This is a genomic window from Vreelandella halophytica (genome assembly GCF_968193635.1).
On the sequence record NZ_OZ309107.1, the window covers coordinates 1697111 to 1714991 of the forward strand.

The 17881-nt window shown below is 57.8% G+C and carries 15 protein-coding genes and 1 pseudogene; 6 read left to right on the forward strand and 10 right to left on the reverse strand.

All coding sequences use genetic code 11. The annotated features are described in order from the left end of the window. Positions 1-33 precede the first annotated feature (33 nt). On the forward strand, positions 34-789 hold the full coding sequence (locus tag ACWHXT_RS08000) for a hypothetical protein (protein WP_447957858.1): 756 nt from the start codon (positions 34-36) through the stop codon (positions 787-789). 47 nt (positions 790-836) lie between these two features. Here the strand turns inward: ACWHXT_RS08000 and ACWHXT_RS08005 are convergent, their stop codons facing one another. Together ACWHXT_RS08005 and ACWHXT_RS08010 are read right to left on the reverse strand one after the other, a co-directional pair. Then, a complete protein-coding gene (locus ACWHXT_RS08005) occupies positions 837-1310 on the reverse strand; it encodes a DUF2569 family protein (protein WP_447957859.1) in 474 nt (157 codons plus the stop codon). Between the two features lie 147 nt (positions 1311-1457). Continuing rightward, a complete protein-coding gene (locus tag ACWHXT_RS08010; RefSeq protein WP_447957860.1) occupies positions 1458-2354 on the reverse strand; it encodes a LysR family transcriptional regulator in 897 nt (298 codons plus the stop codon). Positions 2355-2468: 114 nt separating this feature from the next. Here ACWHXT_RS08010 and aceE point away from each other — a divergent pair, with 114 nt between their 5' ends. The 5 genes and pseudogenes from aceE to ACWHXT_RS08035 all read left to right on the forward strand — a co-directional run. Beyond that, on the forward strand, positions 2469-5159 hold the full coding sequence (gene aceE, locus ACWHXT_RS08015; RefSeq protein WP_447957861.1) for a pyruvate dehydrogenase (acetyl-transferring), homodimeric type: 2691 nt from the start codon (positions 2469-2471) through the stop codon (positions 5157-5159). A gap of 52 nt (positions 5160-5211) precedes the next feature. Continuing rightward, positions 5212-5403, forward strand: a complete 192-nt coding sequence (locus tag ACWHXT_RS08020) for an E3 binding domain-containing protein (protein ID WP_447957862.1) — start codon at positions 5212-5214, stop codon at positions 5401-5403. Positions 5404-5783: 380 nt separating this feature from the next. Then, a complete protein-coding gene (locus tag ACWHXT_RS08025; protein WP_447957863.1) occupies positions 5784-6140 on the forward strand; it encodes a glutathione S-transferase family protein in 357 nt (118 codons plus the stop codon). Further along, positions 6052-6459 carry a glutathione S-transferase family protein gene (locus tag ACWHXT_RS08030; protein WP_447957864.1) on the forward strand — a complete coding sequence of 136 codons (408 nt, stop codon included), beginning with the start codon at positions 6052-6054 and terminating at the stop codon, positions 6457-6459. Before ACWHXT_RS08025 ends, ACWHXT_RS08030 begins: the two co-directional genes overlap by 89 nt. A 161-nt stretch (positions 6460-6620) precedes the next feature. Beyond that, positions 6621-6842, forward strand: a pseudogene (locus ACWHXT_RS08035) (integrase core domain-containing protein); the annotation flags it as partial. Positions 6843-6867: 25 nt separating this feature from the next. On the opposite strand, the gene ACWHXT_RS08040 reads toward ACWHXT_RS08035, so the two are convergent. The 8 genes from ACWHXT_RS08040 to ACWHXT_RS08075 form a co-directional block, all read right to left on the reverse strand. Next, complete coding sequence (locus tag ACWHXT_RS08040) at positions 6868-7329, reverse strand: SMI1/KNR4 family protein (RefSeq protein ID WP_447957865.1); 462 nt, start codon at positions 7327-7329, stop codon at positions 6868-6870. A gap of 10 nt (positions 7330-7339) precedes the next feature. After that, positions 7340-8890: an HNH/ENDO VII family nuclease gene (locus tag ACWHXT_RS08045; RefSeq protein ID WP_447957866.1), complete on the reverse strand. Its 1551-nt coding sequence runs from the start codon at positions 8888-8890 to the stop codon at positions 7340-7342. Continuing rightward, the gene (locus tag ACWHXT_RS08050; protein ID WP_447957867.1) at positions 8880-10037 is read right to left on the reverse strand and encodes a DUF2169 family type VI secretion system accessory protein; all 1158 of its coding nucleotides are present in this window, start codon (positions 10035-10037) and stop codon (positions 8880-8882) included. The genes ACWHXT_RS08045 and ACWHXT_RS08050 overlap by 11 nt, the downstream gene beginning before the upstream one ends. A gap of 1 nt (position 10038) precedes the next feature. Then, positions 10039-12246 (reverse strand): type VI secretion system tip protein TssI/VgrG, encoded by a 2208-nt coding sequence (tssI, locus tag ACWHXT_RS08055; protein ID WP_447957868.1) that lies wholly within the window; start codon positions 12244-12246, stop codon positions 10039-10041. Between the two features lie 144 nt (positions 12247-12390). Continuing rightward, positions 12391-12978 carry a hypothetical protein gene (locus ACWHXT_RS08060; RefSeq protein WP_447528675.1) on the reverse strand — a complete coding sequence of 196 codons (588 nt, stop codon included), beginning with the start codon at positions 12976-12978 and terminating at the stop codon, positions 12391-12393. 196 nt (positions 12979-13174) lie between these two features. Continuing rightward, positions 13175-14884, reverse strand: coding sequence for an AMP-binding protein (locus ACWHXT_RS08065; protein ID WP_447957869.1), 1710 nt, complete (start codon positions 14882-14884; stop codon positions 13175-13177). Positions 14885-14919: 35 nt separating this feature from the next. Next, a complete protein-coding gene (locus ACWHXT_RS08070; RefSeq protein WP_447957870.1) occupies positions 14920-15825 on the reverse strand; it encodes a hydroxymethylglutaryl-CoA lyase in 906 nt (301 codons plus the stop codon). Continuing rightward, entirely contained in the window at positions 15822-17870 is a 2049-nt protein-coding gene (locus tag ACWHXT_RS08075; protein ID WP_447957871.1) for an ATP-binding protein, read from the reverse strand. The genes ACWHXT_RS08070 and ACWHXT_RS08075 overlap by 4 nt, the downstream gene beginning before the upstream one ends. Between the last annotated feature and the right edge of the window lie 11 nt (positions 17871-17881).

Below are 17881 nucleotides of genomic sequence, written 5' to 3' on the forward strand. Positions count from 1 at the left end.
CTCTTTTATATGAACCAGTCACGAGTAAACACGATGCGCGTAGTCATAGCATGCATTCTTTTTATATTGGGGGCGCTGTTCACCGTCGCGTCTTCTGGTGGTTACGCTAACCGGGAAGGGTTGATTGTTGATGCTGTGTTTTCCGCGCTGGTGATACCCGCCTTTATTGCCCTGTTGTGCTGTCTTCCCAAAGCGGGCAGACACCGAAAGCGCTTTTTTAACGCCTACAATGTGTCACTGCTCATTATCATTGTCTTTCAGGTAAAAGATCTGCCCATTGGCGAAAGCGCGACGCGAGAAACGCCCAAACCTCCCTCGAAATCGCCTGATGCTTTTGCTACTGCGCCGCCAACTGCCACTGACGTTAACACTATTACCAGCGATAACTTCAGCATCAAGATGCCCGATACTTGGGCGCTTGATACCCATGAGGGCAGCTATATCGTTAGGGCTATCAGCTCTTCACAGAACCTGGTGATGTACCTCAACCATGAGCCCGCGGAGCCTTCCTTTACTCTCGATAATTATGCGCGAACCATCGAGCATAAATTTCTGAGCACCCATCCCGATGTCCTTTTCTCCTCGCCCATCGCTCACTGCAGTGCGCAGAACACTGCATGTTTGTATCAGATATTCAATGTCGCCGAAAACGAACCCACTACCTACGTGTGGGCCTCACTCGATGGCCCAGAGGGCCACTATCAGGTCATGGCATCGGTACTGACAAGTGAATGGGAGACCTATGCTGACGAAGTTTTTAATGCCTTGGCATCTTTCGAGCTCCGTTAAACGAATGCCCTGGAAAGACACACTATTCGAGCACTCAAGCCGTGTCCTTATCGCCAATAGGTATTCGCGACACGCTTTGAACGCAAGAAGTAAAGCGTCCAGAGCGTACTCCATAAAACGGCGATCGCGCCTCTATTCAGGCTTTGGCCGACAAAAACATCCCGGGCTTCCGGCGGAAAGTAGACCATGACCGGCGCCAATAAAAACAAGACCAACCCAGGCCCGACCAGCCATATCAGCACAACGACGATATTGCGGGTGATGCGTCTGTCGCTTGCATAAAGAAGCCACACCATCGCGACATTAAAAATGACGATCATCGCTATCGTATAAGGCAAGGTGTTCCAGAACATCATGAACCAGTCGTATTGCTTGGCCATATCTTCAAGGCTTCGATGTAGCTCGAGCATTTTGGATATGCCATAAAAAGGCAATATGATGCAGATACACCATGTATAAAACATCAACCATCCGCCCATTCCCACAGGCTTGTCTGGATAAGGCAACTCTCTTTCCGACATGCTTTACTCACTATTCGATATCCTGGGCCTAAATTAAATTTATTCGATGAAGTTTTCAAGCTTATAAAGTGAACAAGAGAGCTATTGGAGATACTCGCGTCTTTTATTTTCGTGGTTGGTTCAAGCTCAGAATCAAGTCTCTATGTGTCAGCCCAGCTGTTGGCTCAGCGCGTTGGTAATCTCCTCGACCAGCCACCTGGAACGGTAATTGATAGAGCGGTTGGGGTAGATCGCCACGATCTCCAGCGGCGCCGGGGTATGATCCAGCGGGATCTCGTCCAACTCACCGGTGGCGAGGTGCTGTTCGCAGAAGACCCGGGGAATGATGGCGTAGCCGATCCCCTTAATGGCACCGGCGATCAGCATCTGACTGCTGTCGACCTTGTAGCGCGACTCGATGCTTAGGTGAAAAAGTGCGCCATTCTTGCCAATAAAGTGCCAGGGGTTTTGCTCGAGTGCCAATAGGGTCGATATACAAGGCAAACCTGGAAGTTCCTGAACCTTTTCCGGTATGCCATGACTTTTTATAAGCGCTGGCGAGGCGACAACGACACTTTCAAGTTTAACGAGTTTGCGCATGATTAAACTACTGTCTTCGAAGTTGCCTCGATGATAGGCAATCGAGATATCGATATCTCTTCTTACCGGATCCAGTGGGGCCATGCTGGTAATGCATTCGATGGAGACATTGGGATGCACTAGTGCAAATTCGGCCAGTATCTCGTTAAGCCATTTGACACCAAACTCGGAAGGTATCGCCAGCGTGATTTTTCCGGATAAGTAACCTTGTTCTGACTTTATCTCGTTTTCGACCTCATCGAGCTCGGCAATGAGGGAGGCGGCTTTTTGATAAATACTTTTGCCTTCCTCGGTCAAGCGTAGGTGCCGGGTGCTACGAAGTATCAGCTGTTTTCCCAACTGGTTCTCCAACTGGGTGAGCTGCCTGGCCACCGTCGAATTGGGGATGCCCAGCGCCTTCGATGCCGCCGTGATCGACCCTTGATCGGCCACGACGACGAAAATTTTCAGATAATTTAAGTTCATTTCACCAGATCTGGGAAAGTGTTTTTCACAAAGTAATGTTGTGTACTACTAAAGTCAATATTAAGGTTTTTGTATTGCTTTATAGGGCTTTTAAACGCCACCCGCCCGTGTTTTATGTCATTCGAGGTTTTTATGAAAGATACTGTCGAGGTAGATAAAAACGAAACACAGGAATGGCTGGATGCATTAGCATCGGTAGTCGATAGAGAAGGTGAAAATAGAGCCAGGTATCTCTTTAATACTTTGCACTCTTATTCAGAAGCGCAGGGTTTGAATATCGCGCGAACGTTCAATACCGCGCACCGTAACACTATTGATGTCAGCCATCAGCCCGACTACCCGGGTAATCCAGCTATCGAGCGAAAACTTCGTGCTGCGATTCGGTGGAACAGTATCGCCATGGTCGTTCGCGCCAACGCGAAGGACAAAAGCATTGGCGGCCACCTTGCAAGCTACATGTCCAGCAGTACGCTTTACGAGGTGGGGTTCAACCACTTCTTCAAGGGGCCTGGCAAGCACTGCGCGGGCGACCTGGTCTATTTTCAGGGGCATATTTCACCCGGTATTTACGCCAGAAGTTTTCTAGAAGGGCGTTTGAGCGAGAGCCAGTTGGATCACTTTCGTCGGGAAGTCGATGGCGGCGGGCTGCCGTCCTACCCACACCCTTACCTCATGCCGGACTACTGGCAGTTCTCGACGGTGTCGATGGGGCTGGGCCCCATACAAGCGATCTATCAGGCGCGTCTGATGAAGTACCTGCATAACCGAGACCTTAAACCTCTGGGTGAGCGCAAGGTATGGGCTTTTTTGGGTGATGGTGAATGCGATGAGGTCGAGACACTTGGCGCGTTGAACCTGGCAAGCCGCGAGAAGCTCGACAATCTCATCTTCGTGATCAACTGCAATCTGCAGCGCCTGGACGGTCCGGTACGCGGCAACGACCGTGTCATGGAGGAACTCGAAAGCTCGTTTCTGGGTAGCCACTGGAACGTGATCAAGGTCGTTTGGGGTAGCGCCTGGGATGCACTGCTCGAAAAAGATCACGATGGCCGGCTGCAGCGGCTGATGAACGAGACTGTCGACGGCGAGTATCAGAACTTCAAGGCCCAAGGCGGGGCGTATACCCGCGAGCGCTTTTTCGGTAAGGACGCTGAGCTGCTCGAACGGGTCGAGCACCTTTCGGATCAGGACATCGAAAACCTGGCCCGCGGCGGCCACGACCCTTCAAAAATTTACGCCGCCTATCAAAAAGCCGTCAAAAGCACCAACGGCAAGCCTACCGTAATTCTCGCGCATACCGTCAAAGGGTATGGCATGGGCAGCGAACACGGCGAGGCCGACATGGAAGCGCACAACATCAAGACCATGGAGCTTCAAGGGCTCAAGCGCTTGCGTGATCGTTTCGAGATCCCGATCAGCGACGAGCAGCTTCAAAACGGCTCGGTCCCTTATTACCGGTTTGATGACGACTCCCCTGAGATGGCGTACCTGCACGCCCGGCGCAAACTGCTCGGCGGGTATCTGCCCTCACGTAATACCGATTACGAGACACTGGCGATCCCGGCACTCGATGACAAGATGTTTGCGGCTCAGCTCAAGGGCACGGGCGAGCGCAAGATTTCGTCTACGATGGCCTTCGTTCGGGTGTTGACCGGGCTTACCAAGCATAAGGCGCTTGGCGAGCGGGTCGTGCCCATCATCCCTGACGAGGCGCGCACCTTTGGTATGGAAGGCATGTTTCGCCAGCTGGGCATTTACGCCGCAAACGGGCAGCAATACGAGCCCGTCGATGCGGGGCAGATCATGTACTACCGGGAGGATATCAAGGGGCAGATTCTCGAGGAGGGCATTACCGAAGCCGGGGCGATGGCGTCCTGGATGGCGGCGGCCACGTCTCACGCCAACCACGGCAAGATGCTGATCCCGTTTTACATCTACTACGCGATGTTCGGTTTTCAACGTATCGGGGACCTTGCCTGGGCCGCCGGCGACATGCTGACGCGAGGCTTCATGGTCGGCGGCACCGCCGGGCGCACCACCATCAACGGTGAAGGCCTTCAACACCAGGATGGCCATAGCCACCTGATGGCCTCGGCCATTCCCAACTGCCGCACCTATGACCCCACCTACGCCTATGAAATCGCCGTCATCGTTCAGCACGGCTTGAAGGAAATGTACGAACACCACAAGGAGTGTTTCTACTACCTGACGATCATGAACGAAAACTACGCCCACCCGGCCATGCCCGAAGGCGCCCAGGAGGGCATCGTTCGGGGCATGTACCTGCTGCGCGAAGGCGAGGCCGACCCAAAACCCCGCGTTCAGCTATTGGGCTCGGGCACCATACTGCGCGAGGCCGAAGCCGCGCAGGAGTTACTGCTCGATTTTGGCGTAGCCGCGGATGTCTGGAGCGTAACCAGTTTTAACGAACTGCGCCGCGAAGCGCTCGAGTACGACCGGCAGCGTTTCATGAAGCCGAAAGAGTCGCATGCAAAGCCCTGGCTCACGCAGTCGCTCGAAAAACGCTCAGGCCCTGTCATCGCCGCCACGGATTACATGAAGCTTTATGCCGACCAGGTGCGCGCCTGGGTGCCGAGGGATTACTACGTGCTGGGCACCGATGGCTTCGGCCGTTCCGACAGCCGCGAAAAGCTGCGCGCGTTCTTCGAGGTCGACCGCTACCACATTGCCTGGATGGCCCTCGTGGCACTTTGCGAGCAAGGCGACGTCAGCGCCGACATTGTCGTAAAGGCCATGCAGCGCTTTCATATCGACCCTTCCAGGTTATCTCCGCTGGTCAGCTAAGCGGGCGTCATCACTCGCCAAAACGATACTCGAGTAGAGGAAGGAGAAGACCTTGAACAATGACACCACAAAAGCGACCGGCGACCGAGTCCACGCGACGCCTACTGTACGAATGCTGGCGCGTACGCTAGGGGTAGACCTCGCCGAGGTCGCCCCCAGCGGCCCCAAAGAGCGCGTGGTCAAGGAGGATATCAACGCTTTCGTTCGGCAGATCATGAGCGAGCGAAGAGGGAAGGCTGAGTAGGCATTTTGAGGTTGGCGTTAAATGGGCGCGTCGGCGTCGATGCGCCTTTGACTGTCATAAAAGTTGCTGCGGGCTAAGTTCTGATTTTGAGCTCCCTGGTTCTCCAGGGGTATTTTCGTATGCCAGGGTTAACTGGAACGCTCATTGAGCGCTGGATACAAGAAGCACTACCTTGATAGAAACGCCACTGGGACGACAGATCCAAACCAATGACGCGAAGGAGACGACCATCCCCGGCGCCTTCGCTTGCGGTGATGTCGCGCACTCTGTGTCGCTTGCCGTAGCGGATGGGGCCTGGGCCGGCATCCAGCTTCATCGTTCGCTTGTTTGGCCCGACCATTGAGCCACAGCGGCGAATGTTTACCTGGGAAGAATAGATCATGAAACTTTATGAACTAAACTGCGCCCTTTATCCGCGCCGCATCGGTATCTACTTGGCGAAGAAGGAGATTACCGATATCGAGCACGTTGCTCTTGATGCGATGGCCCCTGAAACCGCTTCGCAGTTGAACTCGATCAGCTCCTTCAGAACCGTTCCCGTTCTGGAAACGGAGAAGGGTCATAAAATCCGGGCCTCGATCGCGATCCTTGAATACCTGGAAGAGCAGTATCCAGAGCCCAATCTGATCGGCCAGACGGCGCTCGCGCGTGCGCGGACACGGGAAGCCTGCCGACGAGGCTGCACTGCAATTTGGCATCTGGGCCCACAAAGGCAGTCCGATATTCGCCGGGAGTGAAGAACAGCAAGCCACTGCGGCGCGTTATGCTGCAAAGGCCTATTTGAAGCAATTGGAACGCCTCGACCTTGTCCTCGATGAGACCGGCGGGCCCTTCCTTACCGGGGTGGATATCAGCATCGCAGACTGCATAGCGATGGCGACAGTCCAGTTCGCAGCGGACGGCTATGGCGTTGCACTCCCCGCTAGGCTTGGTCACCTGAGCGAATGGTATGCGCTTATGCCAGAGGCCGTGCGCGGTTTGCCCGGCCTATCCAGAGCCGTTTCTAGAGCGCGCCTACGGACTTCCGAATCATGGGCTCGGTTGGTCACTCGATGATCTAGGATGGAACACCGCTGCTCCGGCCTAAGCCCCATCCAAATATCGCCAAGAGCCGACCACGGCAAACCATTCGGATCAGAGATTGGTGGCGAAGGGTGGCTTTGGGCTCCTTGTCACGCTGTCTTGTCGTTGCCCCCTGCACAACGGGATGTTTACACTATATCGAATCGTTTAACGGGCGCTTTCGAGATGAATGTTTGAATGAGGACTAGTTCACCAGTCGGCATCACGCGAGCGTAACAATCGAAGCATGGCGGCGGGAGTACAACGAAGAAAGACCCAGGAAGGGGCTTCGTGGTCTGACCCCGTCAGCCTATGCCGAGCAACTGTTGTTAAAACACGATAAAGTAACTTCTGACTCTAAACCCGGCTGCTACTGAAGATGGGGTGACGCCGCGCCCACTCTCAATCCGCTTGGGTATACAGCAATAAATGCTGCTCTATAAATGAACCAAAATCAGAAGCTATGTCTCTATCGATCTTTTTTGTAAATAAATTATAGCTGACAACAGGGCACTCATTCTTAGCGTATCGTGAAGTATCCAAACACCAACAAACTTCATCGTCATGGTAGTAGATAACAATTAAATGGGCAGGAAGGTTGTACAATTCTCTGCATTCTTTCGTATCAAAAAGCACTGTCCCACCAAACTCGTTTTCAACGTCTCCATCTTCTATACCAGAAATTTCTGCGCTCACGACACCACCGCCGCCATAAATTTCTAAAAAATTTTTAAATGAACTGGGGAAAGGTGCGCTTAATAAGCGCTCTAGGGTTCTAACTTGATCTCTAGAAGCTGAGCCTAACCAGAAAATCTCATAGCCTGCAGCTTCAACCGCTTTTGCTAACTCATCGTATTCAGCCATCTAAGCCACCTTATTGAAAGTCTTCAGCGCGTTTTTTCCACCATTCACCACGGAACTTATTGTATTGCCTGTTGAGAACCGGGTCATTGCGGAAGCTTCTACCATCCTCAATGAGACCATGAAGTTGTCTGGAAAAATTTTGGTGTGTAGTTGTAGTTAACTCCACCATCGGGCCAGACTCTTGGCCAAGGATGTGATGTAGGTTCATTTGTTTTCCATCTGATCCAATCGGCGCATAACCTTGTCTCATTAGATCAACATTAGTCCAACCATCATTTATTTTCTGGCGAATGCTCCGATGAACACTTCTATCGACAAAGGACGGTGCGCCAGGATCAATATCTGTAAGGTTTTTATATACGCGCCGCCCATCACTACTTACAGTAGCAATGTATTTTTCAGACTGAAGCCCATACTCCGCTATAGAGTTCCCACTGCTTCCCACCGTACCAGAATTTTGCTCTACCCGCAGCCCTTCATCGCTGCTGGAAGAGCGACCAAGATTGGCACTACCCGCCACGTCCTCAGCGCTACTGGCTGCTCTCTCTACGCCTCGTCCTCCTCGTAATAACCTGGCTCCAGGTACAACAGACAGGAGGCCTACCAGTCCTGTGATGGAGGCAGCTAAATACTCTCCTCGAGAGAGGTGTCCCCATACCGCTTGCGTATCTTTTGTAGCGCCATAAGGCGCAAAAAGTACCTCAGCTGACATTTCAACTGTCAGTTTAGCCTCATACTTAATCCGTTCTAGCATCTCATCTGAAATAAGAGGCCCTGGTATCTTATCTATCGCCGTATTGATACTGGATTCGGCTTCATAGAGGCTAAGAACGTCTGCACCGGCGAGGTGATTTTCAGGTAGAGCGTCCAGCACTTCATCATACCGCCACTGCAGCACCTTGCTATCCTGCTTTAGCTGCTCTAACTCTAAGCGCAGCGCGCCTGCCTCGTCTGGCGTCAGTTGATCAAGGGACGTTTTTATCGTCGCATCGATTTCCTGCGCACGCTCATCGATTTCGCGTGCGCGTTCATTGATTTGCTCTATCTCTTGCTGAACCGGGTCCATGGGTTCAGCAGGCGCGCATTCTGGAAGGCTGTTGACCCCTTGAGTATTCGTATATACGTAACCCTGCGCACCGCCAATGCCTGCGGCATTACAGTTGACCAGGCATTGGCTTCCATCGCGCACCGGTGCCAGGCCGTTGATCTTGAGGTTGGGTTGGCCGGTCTGAAAGAGAACGTATCCACTGCCTAAAGAAGTGCCTGATACGAGGCCAGCACCGGCGTTCCCTTCAGTACCACAGCACAGATCCCCCACCCGATAAGTACGTTCCCCCGCTGACACCACGTTCGGCGAATAGCGAACGGGCTCATCAAGCGTCGCCGTGGAATCGAAGCCGATGATCTTGTCTCCCAAACGGCAAAAGTCGGGCTGACTGACCACCACCATCCAGGGTCTCGAGTTACCGATATGACGCGCTTGGCCGTTTCGCGCCTGCCTTTCTGCCGCCGAAGAACCACTGGTGCCTGCCGCGTCGCGCTCGCCCTGATCATCCGACATGGGCACCCCCTCGCTTAGCAGATAGCGGCATTCGCCGAATCCAGACCTTCTTGAGCGGGTCATCCGGTGGGAACAACACGCGCCACGTCAGGGCCAGTTCCTGCTCGTCGAGGTAGATGCTCACCGTATCCAGCGCAAGCGGTGTTAGGCCCCGCTGGCCGCTGGCGTGTTCGGTCAGCGCCTGCACGGCCACGCCGGGCAGCTGGGTGCGGTGCAAAAAGCGAAAGCGGTCGTTTTCGATCACTTCGGTGCTGTTGGGTAAGCAGTTGGTCAATATGAGAGGCTCATTGCCGCGCAGGTAGTCCTGTGTGACCAGGTCTTCGGGGGCGCTGTGATGAAACCGGTAGTCGAAGTCTTCTGGCCAATAGGGGTAGCGCTCGGCTTCCCATGTCTCATCGAACGTGCCCTGGTAACTCACCCGTGGCTCCCACCAGGGGGCGATAGGGCCAAAGCCGATGGGGGCAGGCCGCTCAAAAGGAGAGCGAATCGGCGCGCCCGGTTCGACGAGCTGGGGGGCCGGTAGCTGTGCCACGGCGTCAAGCTGGTCCTTGAGCGGGCGGGCCAGCGCTTTGGAAAAGCGCTTGTAGTCGTCTCGCCCAGGCAGCCACCCTTGGCCCACCGGGTTCTCTGGGTAGTAGAGGGTCCTGTCAGCCGCGCTGGTCGTATCGCTGTCAAACGACGAGACAAAATGGCCGCCAAAGGCATAGCGGTAGTCGAGGGGCACCTCGCGAGTGGGGGCAGGCTCGGTGACACGCCACCCGCCCAGCAGGCGCCATTGAAAATCGCGCGGGCCATACACAAGCATCTGTTTGAATAACGGACCGACGTTCACGCCCACTTTCCAGCCACTGCGGGGCTGCCCCGTGGGGGAGCGGAGGGTGCCATGCATCTGCACCTCGGTGCCCAGCTTGCCAAACAGGACGTCGCGGTCATCGCGAATCCACTGCGCCAACGGGTTGGCGCTATCGCCTGCCAGCTCGGTTTGCCAGCGAATGGGGCGCTGCTGGGGTGTTTGAAAAAGCGGCCAGCCGTCGCCGGTGAAGCGGTAAGTACCGCGCACCGTCAGCACGTCATATTCAAGATCCCCCGGCCCCAGCTTGCGAAACAGTGCATGGGGGAAGGCCGTCGAATTAGTCACATTGGCCATGTCACCACCCCGGGGTATTGCCGTCTTTGACCATGGGGTCGTTCGTCGAATCGCCCTCGGCGTCGTCTTCCTTGCTGTCGGGGGCGGGCTGGGCGGTGCCGGTATTGAGCAGTACGTCGTCGGGGCCGTCGACATGTACCTTGGTGCCCGCCTTGACGTGAATCTCCCCCGCGTCGAGGTAGATCGACTCCTCAGTGAGTACCAGGCGGCTGTTACCCACCTGAAGCGTCAGCTGGTTGCCCGCTTTCAGGGTCACGTTGCGCCCGGCGTTCACGGAGTGGTTGAAGCCGACCTGGGTGCTCTGATTGACGCCCACCACGGTGTTCATCAGGGCGCCCACGTTCAGGCTGTAGCCCAGGCCCACGTTCTCCATGCGCCCCAGGCCGACGTTTTGCAGGTAGGCCTTGCCGACGGTTTCGGTCTTGTTCTTGCCCACTTTGGTCGACCAGTGCTTGCCGATGCGGTCGGTCTCGTTGCCGTCGACGGTTTTCTTGCGGTTCTTGTGGACGGTATGGGTTTCGTTACCGTCGACGGTATGCACCTCGTGGCGATGAACGAGGTGAGTTTCGTCACGGTCGATGTCGGTGGTGCGGTCGCGGAAGACGTGCAGGGTGTTGTCGCGCTTGATCTCTTCGCTACGATCGTTGAGGGTCAGCAGGTCCAGATCCTTCTGGGCGTGCAGCCAGATCTGCTCCTCGTCGGCCTCGTCCTCGAAGCGCAGTTCGTTGAAGCCCTCGGCCTTGTGGCTCTGGGTGCGCAGCACGGTACGGGTCTTGTTGGCCGGCAGCGGGTAGGGCGGAATGTTCGCGGCGTGGTAGGTGTGCCCGGTGACCAGCGGCTGGTCCGGGTCGCCTTCCAGAAACGAGACGATGACTTCGTGGCCGATGCGGGGGATCGCCATGGTGCCGTAGCCGCTACCGGCCCAGCCCTGAGAGACACGCACCCAGCAACTGGCGGTCTCGTTAGGTTCGGCGTAGCGGTCCCAGGGGAATTGCACCTTGACCCGGCCGTGTTCGTCGCAGTGAATCTCTTCGCCTTCCGGGCCCACCACGAAAGCGACCTGGGGACCATCCACCCGCGGTTTGGGGTTGGGCGTGGGCCGCCAGGTCTGCGTTCTAGGCATGATGACCACGTTGTTATGGTAACGCGTCATCTGCTCGCTGGTTTGCTCGGCGGTGGCGCTGCCCCGCGCCATGCCATCTTCCTCGAGCGCCTGGGGCTGCTCACCATGATGTACGACAGAGACGACCTGCCAGTCGTCGTTGAAACTGGCGACATCGTGGTCGGTCAAGGTAAAACAAACGCCTGGCGCGAGTTCCGGTAGATCGCTTTCGGCTTCGGCAGTGGTGGCATCGGCGCGAAGCGCGTCCAGCCGGTGACGCGAGAAGGGTTTGCCCGAGGCATCTTGCTTGTAGCGGCCGGGGTAGTCGAAGTGCTCGTAGTCTCCCCGCTGAGCGTGACCGCCCAGGCCTGACGCCGTTTGCTCGTGCAACTGCGCGTAGCCGGGGGTCTTGAAGCTGTAATCCTTGAGCGCCGCCGAGGCCGGGCGTACCCGGCTCACTTGGCGAAGCTTGCGTAGGTGTCGCTTGGGAGAAGTGCCGCCTGCCCGCGCGTGATAGCTGCGCTCACCGATACTGGTCAGCGTCGTCGTATCGTCGGCGAATACCAGCCGGTGAGCGCCACCCTCCGTATTCTCGAATTCATGAAAATAGAAGCAGCCCTCTTCGGCGGCCAAGCGCTCGACAAAGTCCAGGTCGGTTTCACGGTACTGAACGAGAAACTCTCGTGGCGGTGGAGTGCGCGTCGTGGCAAAGCCGATATCGGTAATACTGCGCTCACCGGCAAGCGTATTGATCGCGCTGTGGGGGTCGGTCTGCTGGAAGATGCGGGAATTCTGGCGCAGCGATAGCCGCCATAGGGCCGGGCGGATCTCGACATGGTAAAAGGTGCGGCGGTGCCCGCTATCGCCCCGGCCAAATTCACTGACGATACCGTGAATGCGCCGCAGTGGTTCGCCATCCTGCCAAATCGTCAAGGTAGCGATTTGGTCAAGGCAGTCGGCAGGGGATAAATCATGAGCGCGGCTGGCGAACTCAACGGCCAGCTCGAAAGGTTGGGAGAGCGTTTCCCGGTGGGTAAAACGTACAACCGCTATATCGCTTGCCCCGGCCAGGGTCAAGGTAAACTGCAGCCCCGTTCTGTCCGCCATGGTGTCACTCTCCTGAACCGTATGTTGCCTATAGGAAAGGCCAGGTTAGCGAGTGAGCGGTAAAAAAACAATTATTATCAGCAACGTAGCGGCAATGGCTTACATCAAAGTAAGAAATGTCTTACAAAAGCTAAGTATCAATCGTTAAAACGGGATATGAATCGAGGCGCTTAGCTGATTCAAATGGCTAAGCGTGGGGGCGTCGATGCGTTCGTATTCCAGTCGGCTGACCAGACGCTTGACGGTCATGGTGGCGCCAAAGCCTTGCAGCATGGCGGTGCCGCTTTCATCGCCTTCGAGCTCGGTTTCGCCACGCCACTCGGTCAGTCCGGATTTCGCGTAAACGCTGAACGCGCCCATGCGAAGGCCCGCCACCAGGGCGCCGCCCAGTGCCAGGGTATCCTGAACGAGCGGGGCGACGCTGGAGGTCGTGAAGACTTCCTCGCTTTCGCGGTAGGCGATTTCCGCGCCGATATCGACGCGCGGTAAGTTGCCCGGGCTGAAGCCGGCCGTGAGCCGAAAGCCCGAGGTGTAGCTGTCGATGCTATTGAGGTTGCTGCCTTCGAGCACCACGCCGTTGCCCAGCGACATCATTTCGCTGTCCGGGGCGGTGTAGGCTTTGGGGAGTACGTCGGTATTCAGGTAGCTGCTTTCGCTTGCAAGGCAGAGCAAGGGAAAAGAGCTGCCGAGAACACTACATAGAAGGGTGCTTGCCAAGCGGTTGGTTGGCATCGTTGTTATCCTTTTATAAAAGCCAAGTCCCCCCAAGCCTAGCAACAAGCGTGGGGCGCGACCACGTTAATTGCGCGATTCATCAAACTTTCAAACGGTTTTTTGCCCATCTCATTGAAACGCTTGCAACCTCCATGAGGGCCGGCCCGCCACTTAACGTGCAAGGCGTAGCCGGCGCTCAGCGAGCGCGGCGTAATTACGAGAGCGTCGCCCGGTCGAGGCCGAGCTCAAACGTCGAGATTTCGCGCATTTTGAATTTCTGAATCTTGCCCGTGACCGTCATGGGGAATTCATCGACGAACTTGAAGTAGCGCGGAATCTTGAAGTGGGTGATTTTATCCTTACAAAATGCGCGTAGCTCTTCACCGGTGATCTCCGCCTGGTGGGGGTCGAGGCGAACCCAGGCGACCAGCTCCTCGCCGTACTTCTCATCCGGCACGCCGGTGACCTGTACATCCAGCACCGCCGGGTGGGTGTAAAGAAACTCCTCGACCTCGCGCGGGTAGACGTTCTCGCCGCCGCGAATCACCATGTCCTTGATACGCCCGACGATTTGCAGATAGCCGTCCTTGTCCATGGTGGCCAAATCACCGGTATGCATCCAGCCGGCGCGGTCGAGGGCATCCGCAGTAGCATTCTCGTTGTTCCAGTACTCGAGCATGACGCTATAGCCGCGAGTGCAGAGCTCGCCGATTTCACCCCGGGCAAGCACGGCACCGCTACCGGGGTCGATGATTTTGCTCTCCAGGTGTGGCTGGGTGCGCCCCACGGTCGAGACACGCTTTTCAATGGTGTCATTGGCGCCAGTCTGCGCCGAGACCGGGCTCGTTTCGGTCATCCCGTAGGCGATCTGCACGCCCTTCATGTTCATCTTCTCGATCACCTGGGTCATCACCGCCGCCGGGCAGATAGAGCCCGCCATGATGCCGGTGCGCAGCCCGGAGAAATCCGTGTTGGGGAAGTCTTCGTGCTCGAGCTCGGCCAGAAACATGGTGGGCACCCCATAAAGCGCGGTGGCGCGCTGCTGGTGAACCGCCTTGAGCACCTGACCGGGCTCGAAGGCCTCGCTTGGGTAAATCATCGTTGCACCGTGGGTCATACAGCCCAGGTTGCCCATCACCATGCCAAAGCAGTGATAAAGCGGCACCGGAATCACCAGCCGGTCTTCACTGGTAAAGCCCATGCTTTCCGCCACGAAGAAGCCGTTGTTGAGGATGTTGTGGTGCGAAAGGGTGGCGCCCTTGGGAAAACCGGTGGTGCCGGAGGTGTACTGAATGTTGATCGGGTCGTCGAACGAGAGCGTTGCCTGAAGTGCTTCGAGCTCGGCCTGGTCGGTTTGAGCCGCCTGCTCCAGCATATCGACCCAGCGCCACATCCCCGCGTGCTGCTCGGTACTTAGGTTGATGACGCACTCGAGCGCGGGCAGCGTAGCGGAGGCAAGCTTGCCCGGGGCGCACTCGCCAAGCTCCGGGGCAAGCTCAAACAGCATGGCGCGGTAGTCGGCGCTTTTGAAACTATCCGCGCAGATCAAAAAGCGCGCGCCGGACTGGTTCAGGGCGTACTCGAGTTCCTGGGTGCGGTAGGCCGGGTTGATGTTGACCAGAATCGCGCCGATCTTGGCGGTGGCGAACTGGGTCAGCGTCCACTGGGCACAGTTAGGCGCCCAAATGCCCACACGGTCGCCGCGCTGTACCCCCAGGGCCAGCAGCGCCCGGGCGCAGCGGGTCACCTCTTCATAAAGCGCTCGGTAGCTCCAGTGGATGTTCTGGTGCAGCACGATCAGCGCATCGTTATCCGGATACTGCGCGGCAATCTGATCGAATTTGTCGCCAATGGTCATGCCTAAAAGTGGCTTATCGGCGGTGCCACTCGAGTAGCTGGGAAGAGGGGGTACGTTGAGCGCCATGGAGTCTCTCCGTCTCTGGTTGTTGTGATCTCTATTTAGTTGACCCTGCTCCGGGCCTGGGCCACTTTGGAGCCGGGCGGGCGGCCGAGTTCTCGGGTAATCCAGACACCGGTGTCGATCACCTCATTCAGATCGATGCCGGTTTCGATGCCTAAGCCTTCGAGCAGATAGAGCACGTCTTCGGTGGCCACGTTGCCGGAAGCCCCCTTGGCATAGGGGCAGCCGCCAAGCCCCCCGGTAGAGGCGTCGATCACACGTACACCTTCCTCCAGCACTGCGTACAGGTTGGCGATCGCCATGCCGTAGGTGTCGTGAAAGTGTGCGGCCAGGTATTCGATGGGCATCTCACGGGCGACCGTTCGAATCATCCGCTTGGCGGCCAGGGGCGTGCCCACGCCGATGGTGTCGCCAAGCGATATTTCAAAGCAGCCCATCGCGTAAAGCGCGCGGGCAACTTCGGCGACTTGCTCCGCGGCGATGGCGCCCTCGTAAGGGCAGCCCAGTACGCAGGAGACGTAGCCGCGCACCCGCACGCCCTCGGCTTTAGCGCGCGTTAGAACCGGGGCGAAGCGTTCGAGCGACTCGCTAATCGAGCAGTTGATGTTTTTTTGCGAAAACGTCTCGGAGGCCGCGGCGAACACCGCGACTTCCTTGACGCCGGCGCTCAGCGCATTCTCGAGCCCCTTGAGATTGGGGGTCAGCGCCGAGTAGGTGACGCCGGGCGCACGCGCGATGCCCAGCATCACCTCCAACGCGTCGCCCATTTGCGGCACCCACCTGGGCGAGACGAAGCTGGCGGCCTCGATGTGTGTAAGCCCGGCACGAGCCAGGCGCTCGATCAGCGCGATTTTGATGTGAGTGGGCACCCGCGCGCCGGGCTCGTTTTGAAGCCCGTCCCGCGGGGCCATTTCGACCAGCCGAACGCGAGCCGGAAGCGTCATGCCGAATCTCCTTCTTCCAGCGGGGCGAAGTCGAGCAACACGTCGCCTTGGCCGACGCTTTCGCCCGGGGCGAAGTGAAACGCCTCGACCTGGCCATTCGCCGGGGCGCTGAGCGTGTGCTCCATTTTCATCGCCTCCATCACCATCAGCGGCATGCCTTTCTCGACCGGCTTGCCGGGCTCGACCAGGTGCGCCACCACCGTGCCGTGCATAGGCGCGGTAAAAGTGGTGGCCACTTCCCGCGCGGCGTGATTCAGCGCATCCAGGCGCTGCCAGGTCAGGCGCGTCTCGCCTTGCGGGTCGACCATCACGAGCGTGTCGCCATCGCGCTGCACCTGAAAGCGGCGCCGGTGGCCGTCGAGCGTGATCGCAACGCTGTCGCCGGTAAGCGTAGCCAGGCTTGCCTTGAAGCGCTGACCCTGCACGCTTAGCTGCCACTCGGGCGCATTCGGTTCGCGGGTGGCCTCGACCACGCTGGCGTCCACCTCCATGCCGGTGGTTGCCAGGGCAATGCGTACTTTATGGGGGGCGTTCAGGCGAAAACCGTCCGCCCGGTCCCAGGGCGTTTGCGCGTCGCGCGTTGCTGCATCGCGCTGGTTTAGCGTATTCAAAGCGATCAGCGCACCGCGCGCGAAAGTCTCGGCGGTGATCGCTTGCTCGGCGAAAAGGTCATTCTCGTGGCGTTCGATGAAGCCGGTATCCAATTCTTGGGCCTTGAAGGCGGGGTGGGTGGCCAGGCGTTGCAGGAATGCGCGGTTGGTCACCACGCCTTGAACGTCCAGCGCGGCCAGCGCCCGGTTGAGTGTGGCAAGGGCCGCCTCGCGGTGGGGGCCGTGAACGATCAGCTTGGCAAGCATCGGGTCATAGTGCATCGAGACCACATCGCCACTTTCCACGCCGCTGTCCAATCGTACCTGGGCGGCGTTGAGATCCGCGCCGTCCAAATCGAGCGTAAAGCGGGTGAGGGTGCCGGTGGCGGGCAGAAACGCCTGGGCCGGGTCTTCGGCGTAAAGGCGCGCCTCGAAACTGTGCCCGCTAATGGTGAGTTCGTTTTGCCCGCACGGTAGCGGCTCACCCATGGCGATACGCAGCTGCCACTCGACCAGATCCTGGCCAGTAATCATTTCGGTGACCGGATGTTCGACCTGCAGCCGGGTGTTCATCTCCATGAAGTAGAAGGCGCCGTTTGAATCGAGCAGAAACTCGACGGTGCCCGCGCCCACGTAGCCGATCTCCTGGGCGGCGCGCACGGCGGCGTTGCCCATCGCCTCGCGAAGCTCGCGGGTCATGCCCGGGGCAGGGGCCTCTTCGAGCACCTTTTGATGGCGGCGCTGCACGCTGCAGTCGCGCTCGAACAGATACACGCCATTGCCCTGAGCGTCGCAAAATACCTGGACTTCCACGTGGCGCGGTTTGACCAGATACTTCTCGATCAGCATACGCGCGTCCCCGAACGACGCCTTCGATTCGCGCCGGCAGCCCTCGAGCGCGGCCTGAAACGCCTCGCCGCTTTCCACTACGCGCATGCCCTTGCCGCCGCCGCCCGCGCTTGCCTTGAGCATTACCGGGTAGCCGATTTTGTCCGCCTCTTCTCGCAGGTAGCGGTCACCCTGGTCATCGCCGTGATAGCCCGGCACCAGCGGCACCTCGGCTTTGGCCATCCGCGCCTTGGCGGCGGCTTTATCGCCCATCGCTTCGATTGCCGACGCCGGCGGGCCGACGAAGACCAGGCCGGCCTCATCGAGTGCGGCGACAAAGGCGCTGTTCTCGGAGAGAAACCCGTAGCCCGGGTGAACGGCGCCGGCGCCGCTCCGCCTGGCCGCGTCGATCACCGCCTCGATGTTCAGGTAGCTTTCCCGGGCGGCGGCGGGGCCAATGTGAATCGCCTCGTCGGCTTCGCGCACGTGGCGGGCGTGGGCGTCGGCGTCGGAGTAGACCGCCACGGTTTTCAATCCCATCCGGCGGGCGGTGCGCATCACCCGGCAGGCGATTTCGCCCCGGTTGGCCACCAGTAGCGTGTCGAACGTGGTAAGAGTTGCGCTCATAAGGACTCCGA

What these genes read in the sequence shown, in the direction of transcription:
- ACWHXT_RS08000 (WP_447957858.1), top strand. Translation starts at nt 34, where the DNA reads ATGCGCGTAGTCATAGCATGCATTCTTTTTATATTGGGGGCGCTGTTC.
- ACWHXT_RS08005 (WP_447957859.1), bottom strand. Translation starts at nt 1,310, where the DNA reads ATGTCGGAAAGAGAGTTGCCTTATCCAGACAAGCCTGTGGGAATGGGC.
- ACWHXT_RS08010 (WP_447957860.1), bottom strand. Translation starts at nt 2,354, where the DNA reads ATGAACTTAAATTATCTGAAAATTTTCGTCGTCGTGGCCGATCAAGGG.
- aceE (WP_447957861.1), top strand. Translation starts at nt 2,469, where the DNA reads ATGTCATTCGAGGTTTTTATGAAAGATACTGTCGAGGTAGATAAAAAC.
- ACWHXT_RS08025 (WP_447957863.1), top strand. Translation starts at nt 5,784, where the DNA reads ATGAAACTTTATGAACTAAACTGCGCCCTTTATCCGCGCCGCATCGGT.
- ACWHXT_RS08040 (WP_447957865.1), bottom strand. Translation starts at nt 7,329, where the DNA reads ATGGCTGAATACGATGAGTTAGCAAAAGCGGTTGAAGCTGCAGGCTAT.
- ACWHXT_RS08045 (WP_447957866.1), bottom strand. Translation starts at nt 8,890, where the DNA reads ATGTCGGATGATCAGGGCGAGCGCGACGCGGCAGGCACCAGTGGTTCT.
- ACWHXT_RS08050 (WP_447957867.1), bottom strand. Translation starts at nt 10,037, where the DNA reads ATGGCCAATGTGACTAATTCGACGGCCTTCCCCCATGCACTGTTTCGC.
- tssI (WP_447957868.1), bottom strand. Translation starts at nt 12,246, where the DNA reads ATGGCGGACAGAACGGGGCTGCAGTTTACCTTGACCCTGGCCGGGGCA.
- ACWHXT_RS08060 (WP_447528675.1), bottom strand. Translation starts at nt 12,978, where the DNA reads ATGCCAACCAACCGCTTGGCAAGCACCCTTCTATGTAGTGTTCTCGGC.
- ACWHXT_RS08065 (WP_447957869.1), bottom strand. Translation starts at nt 14,884, where the DNA reads ATGGCGCTCAACGTACCCCCTCTTCCCAGCTACTCGAGTGGCACCGCC.
- ACWHXT_RS08070 (WP_447957870.1), bottom strand. Translation starts at nt 15,825, where the DNA reads ATGACGCTTCCGGCTCGCGTTCGGCTGGTCGAAATGGCCCCGCGGGAC.
- ACWHXT_RS08075 (WP_447957871.1), bottom strand. Translation starts at nt 17,870, where the DNA reads ATGAGCGCAACTCTTACCACGTTCGACACGCTACTGGTGGCCAACCGG.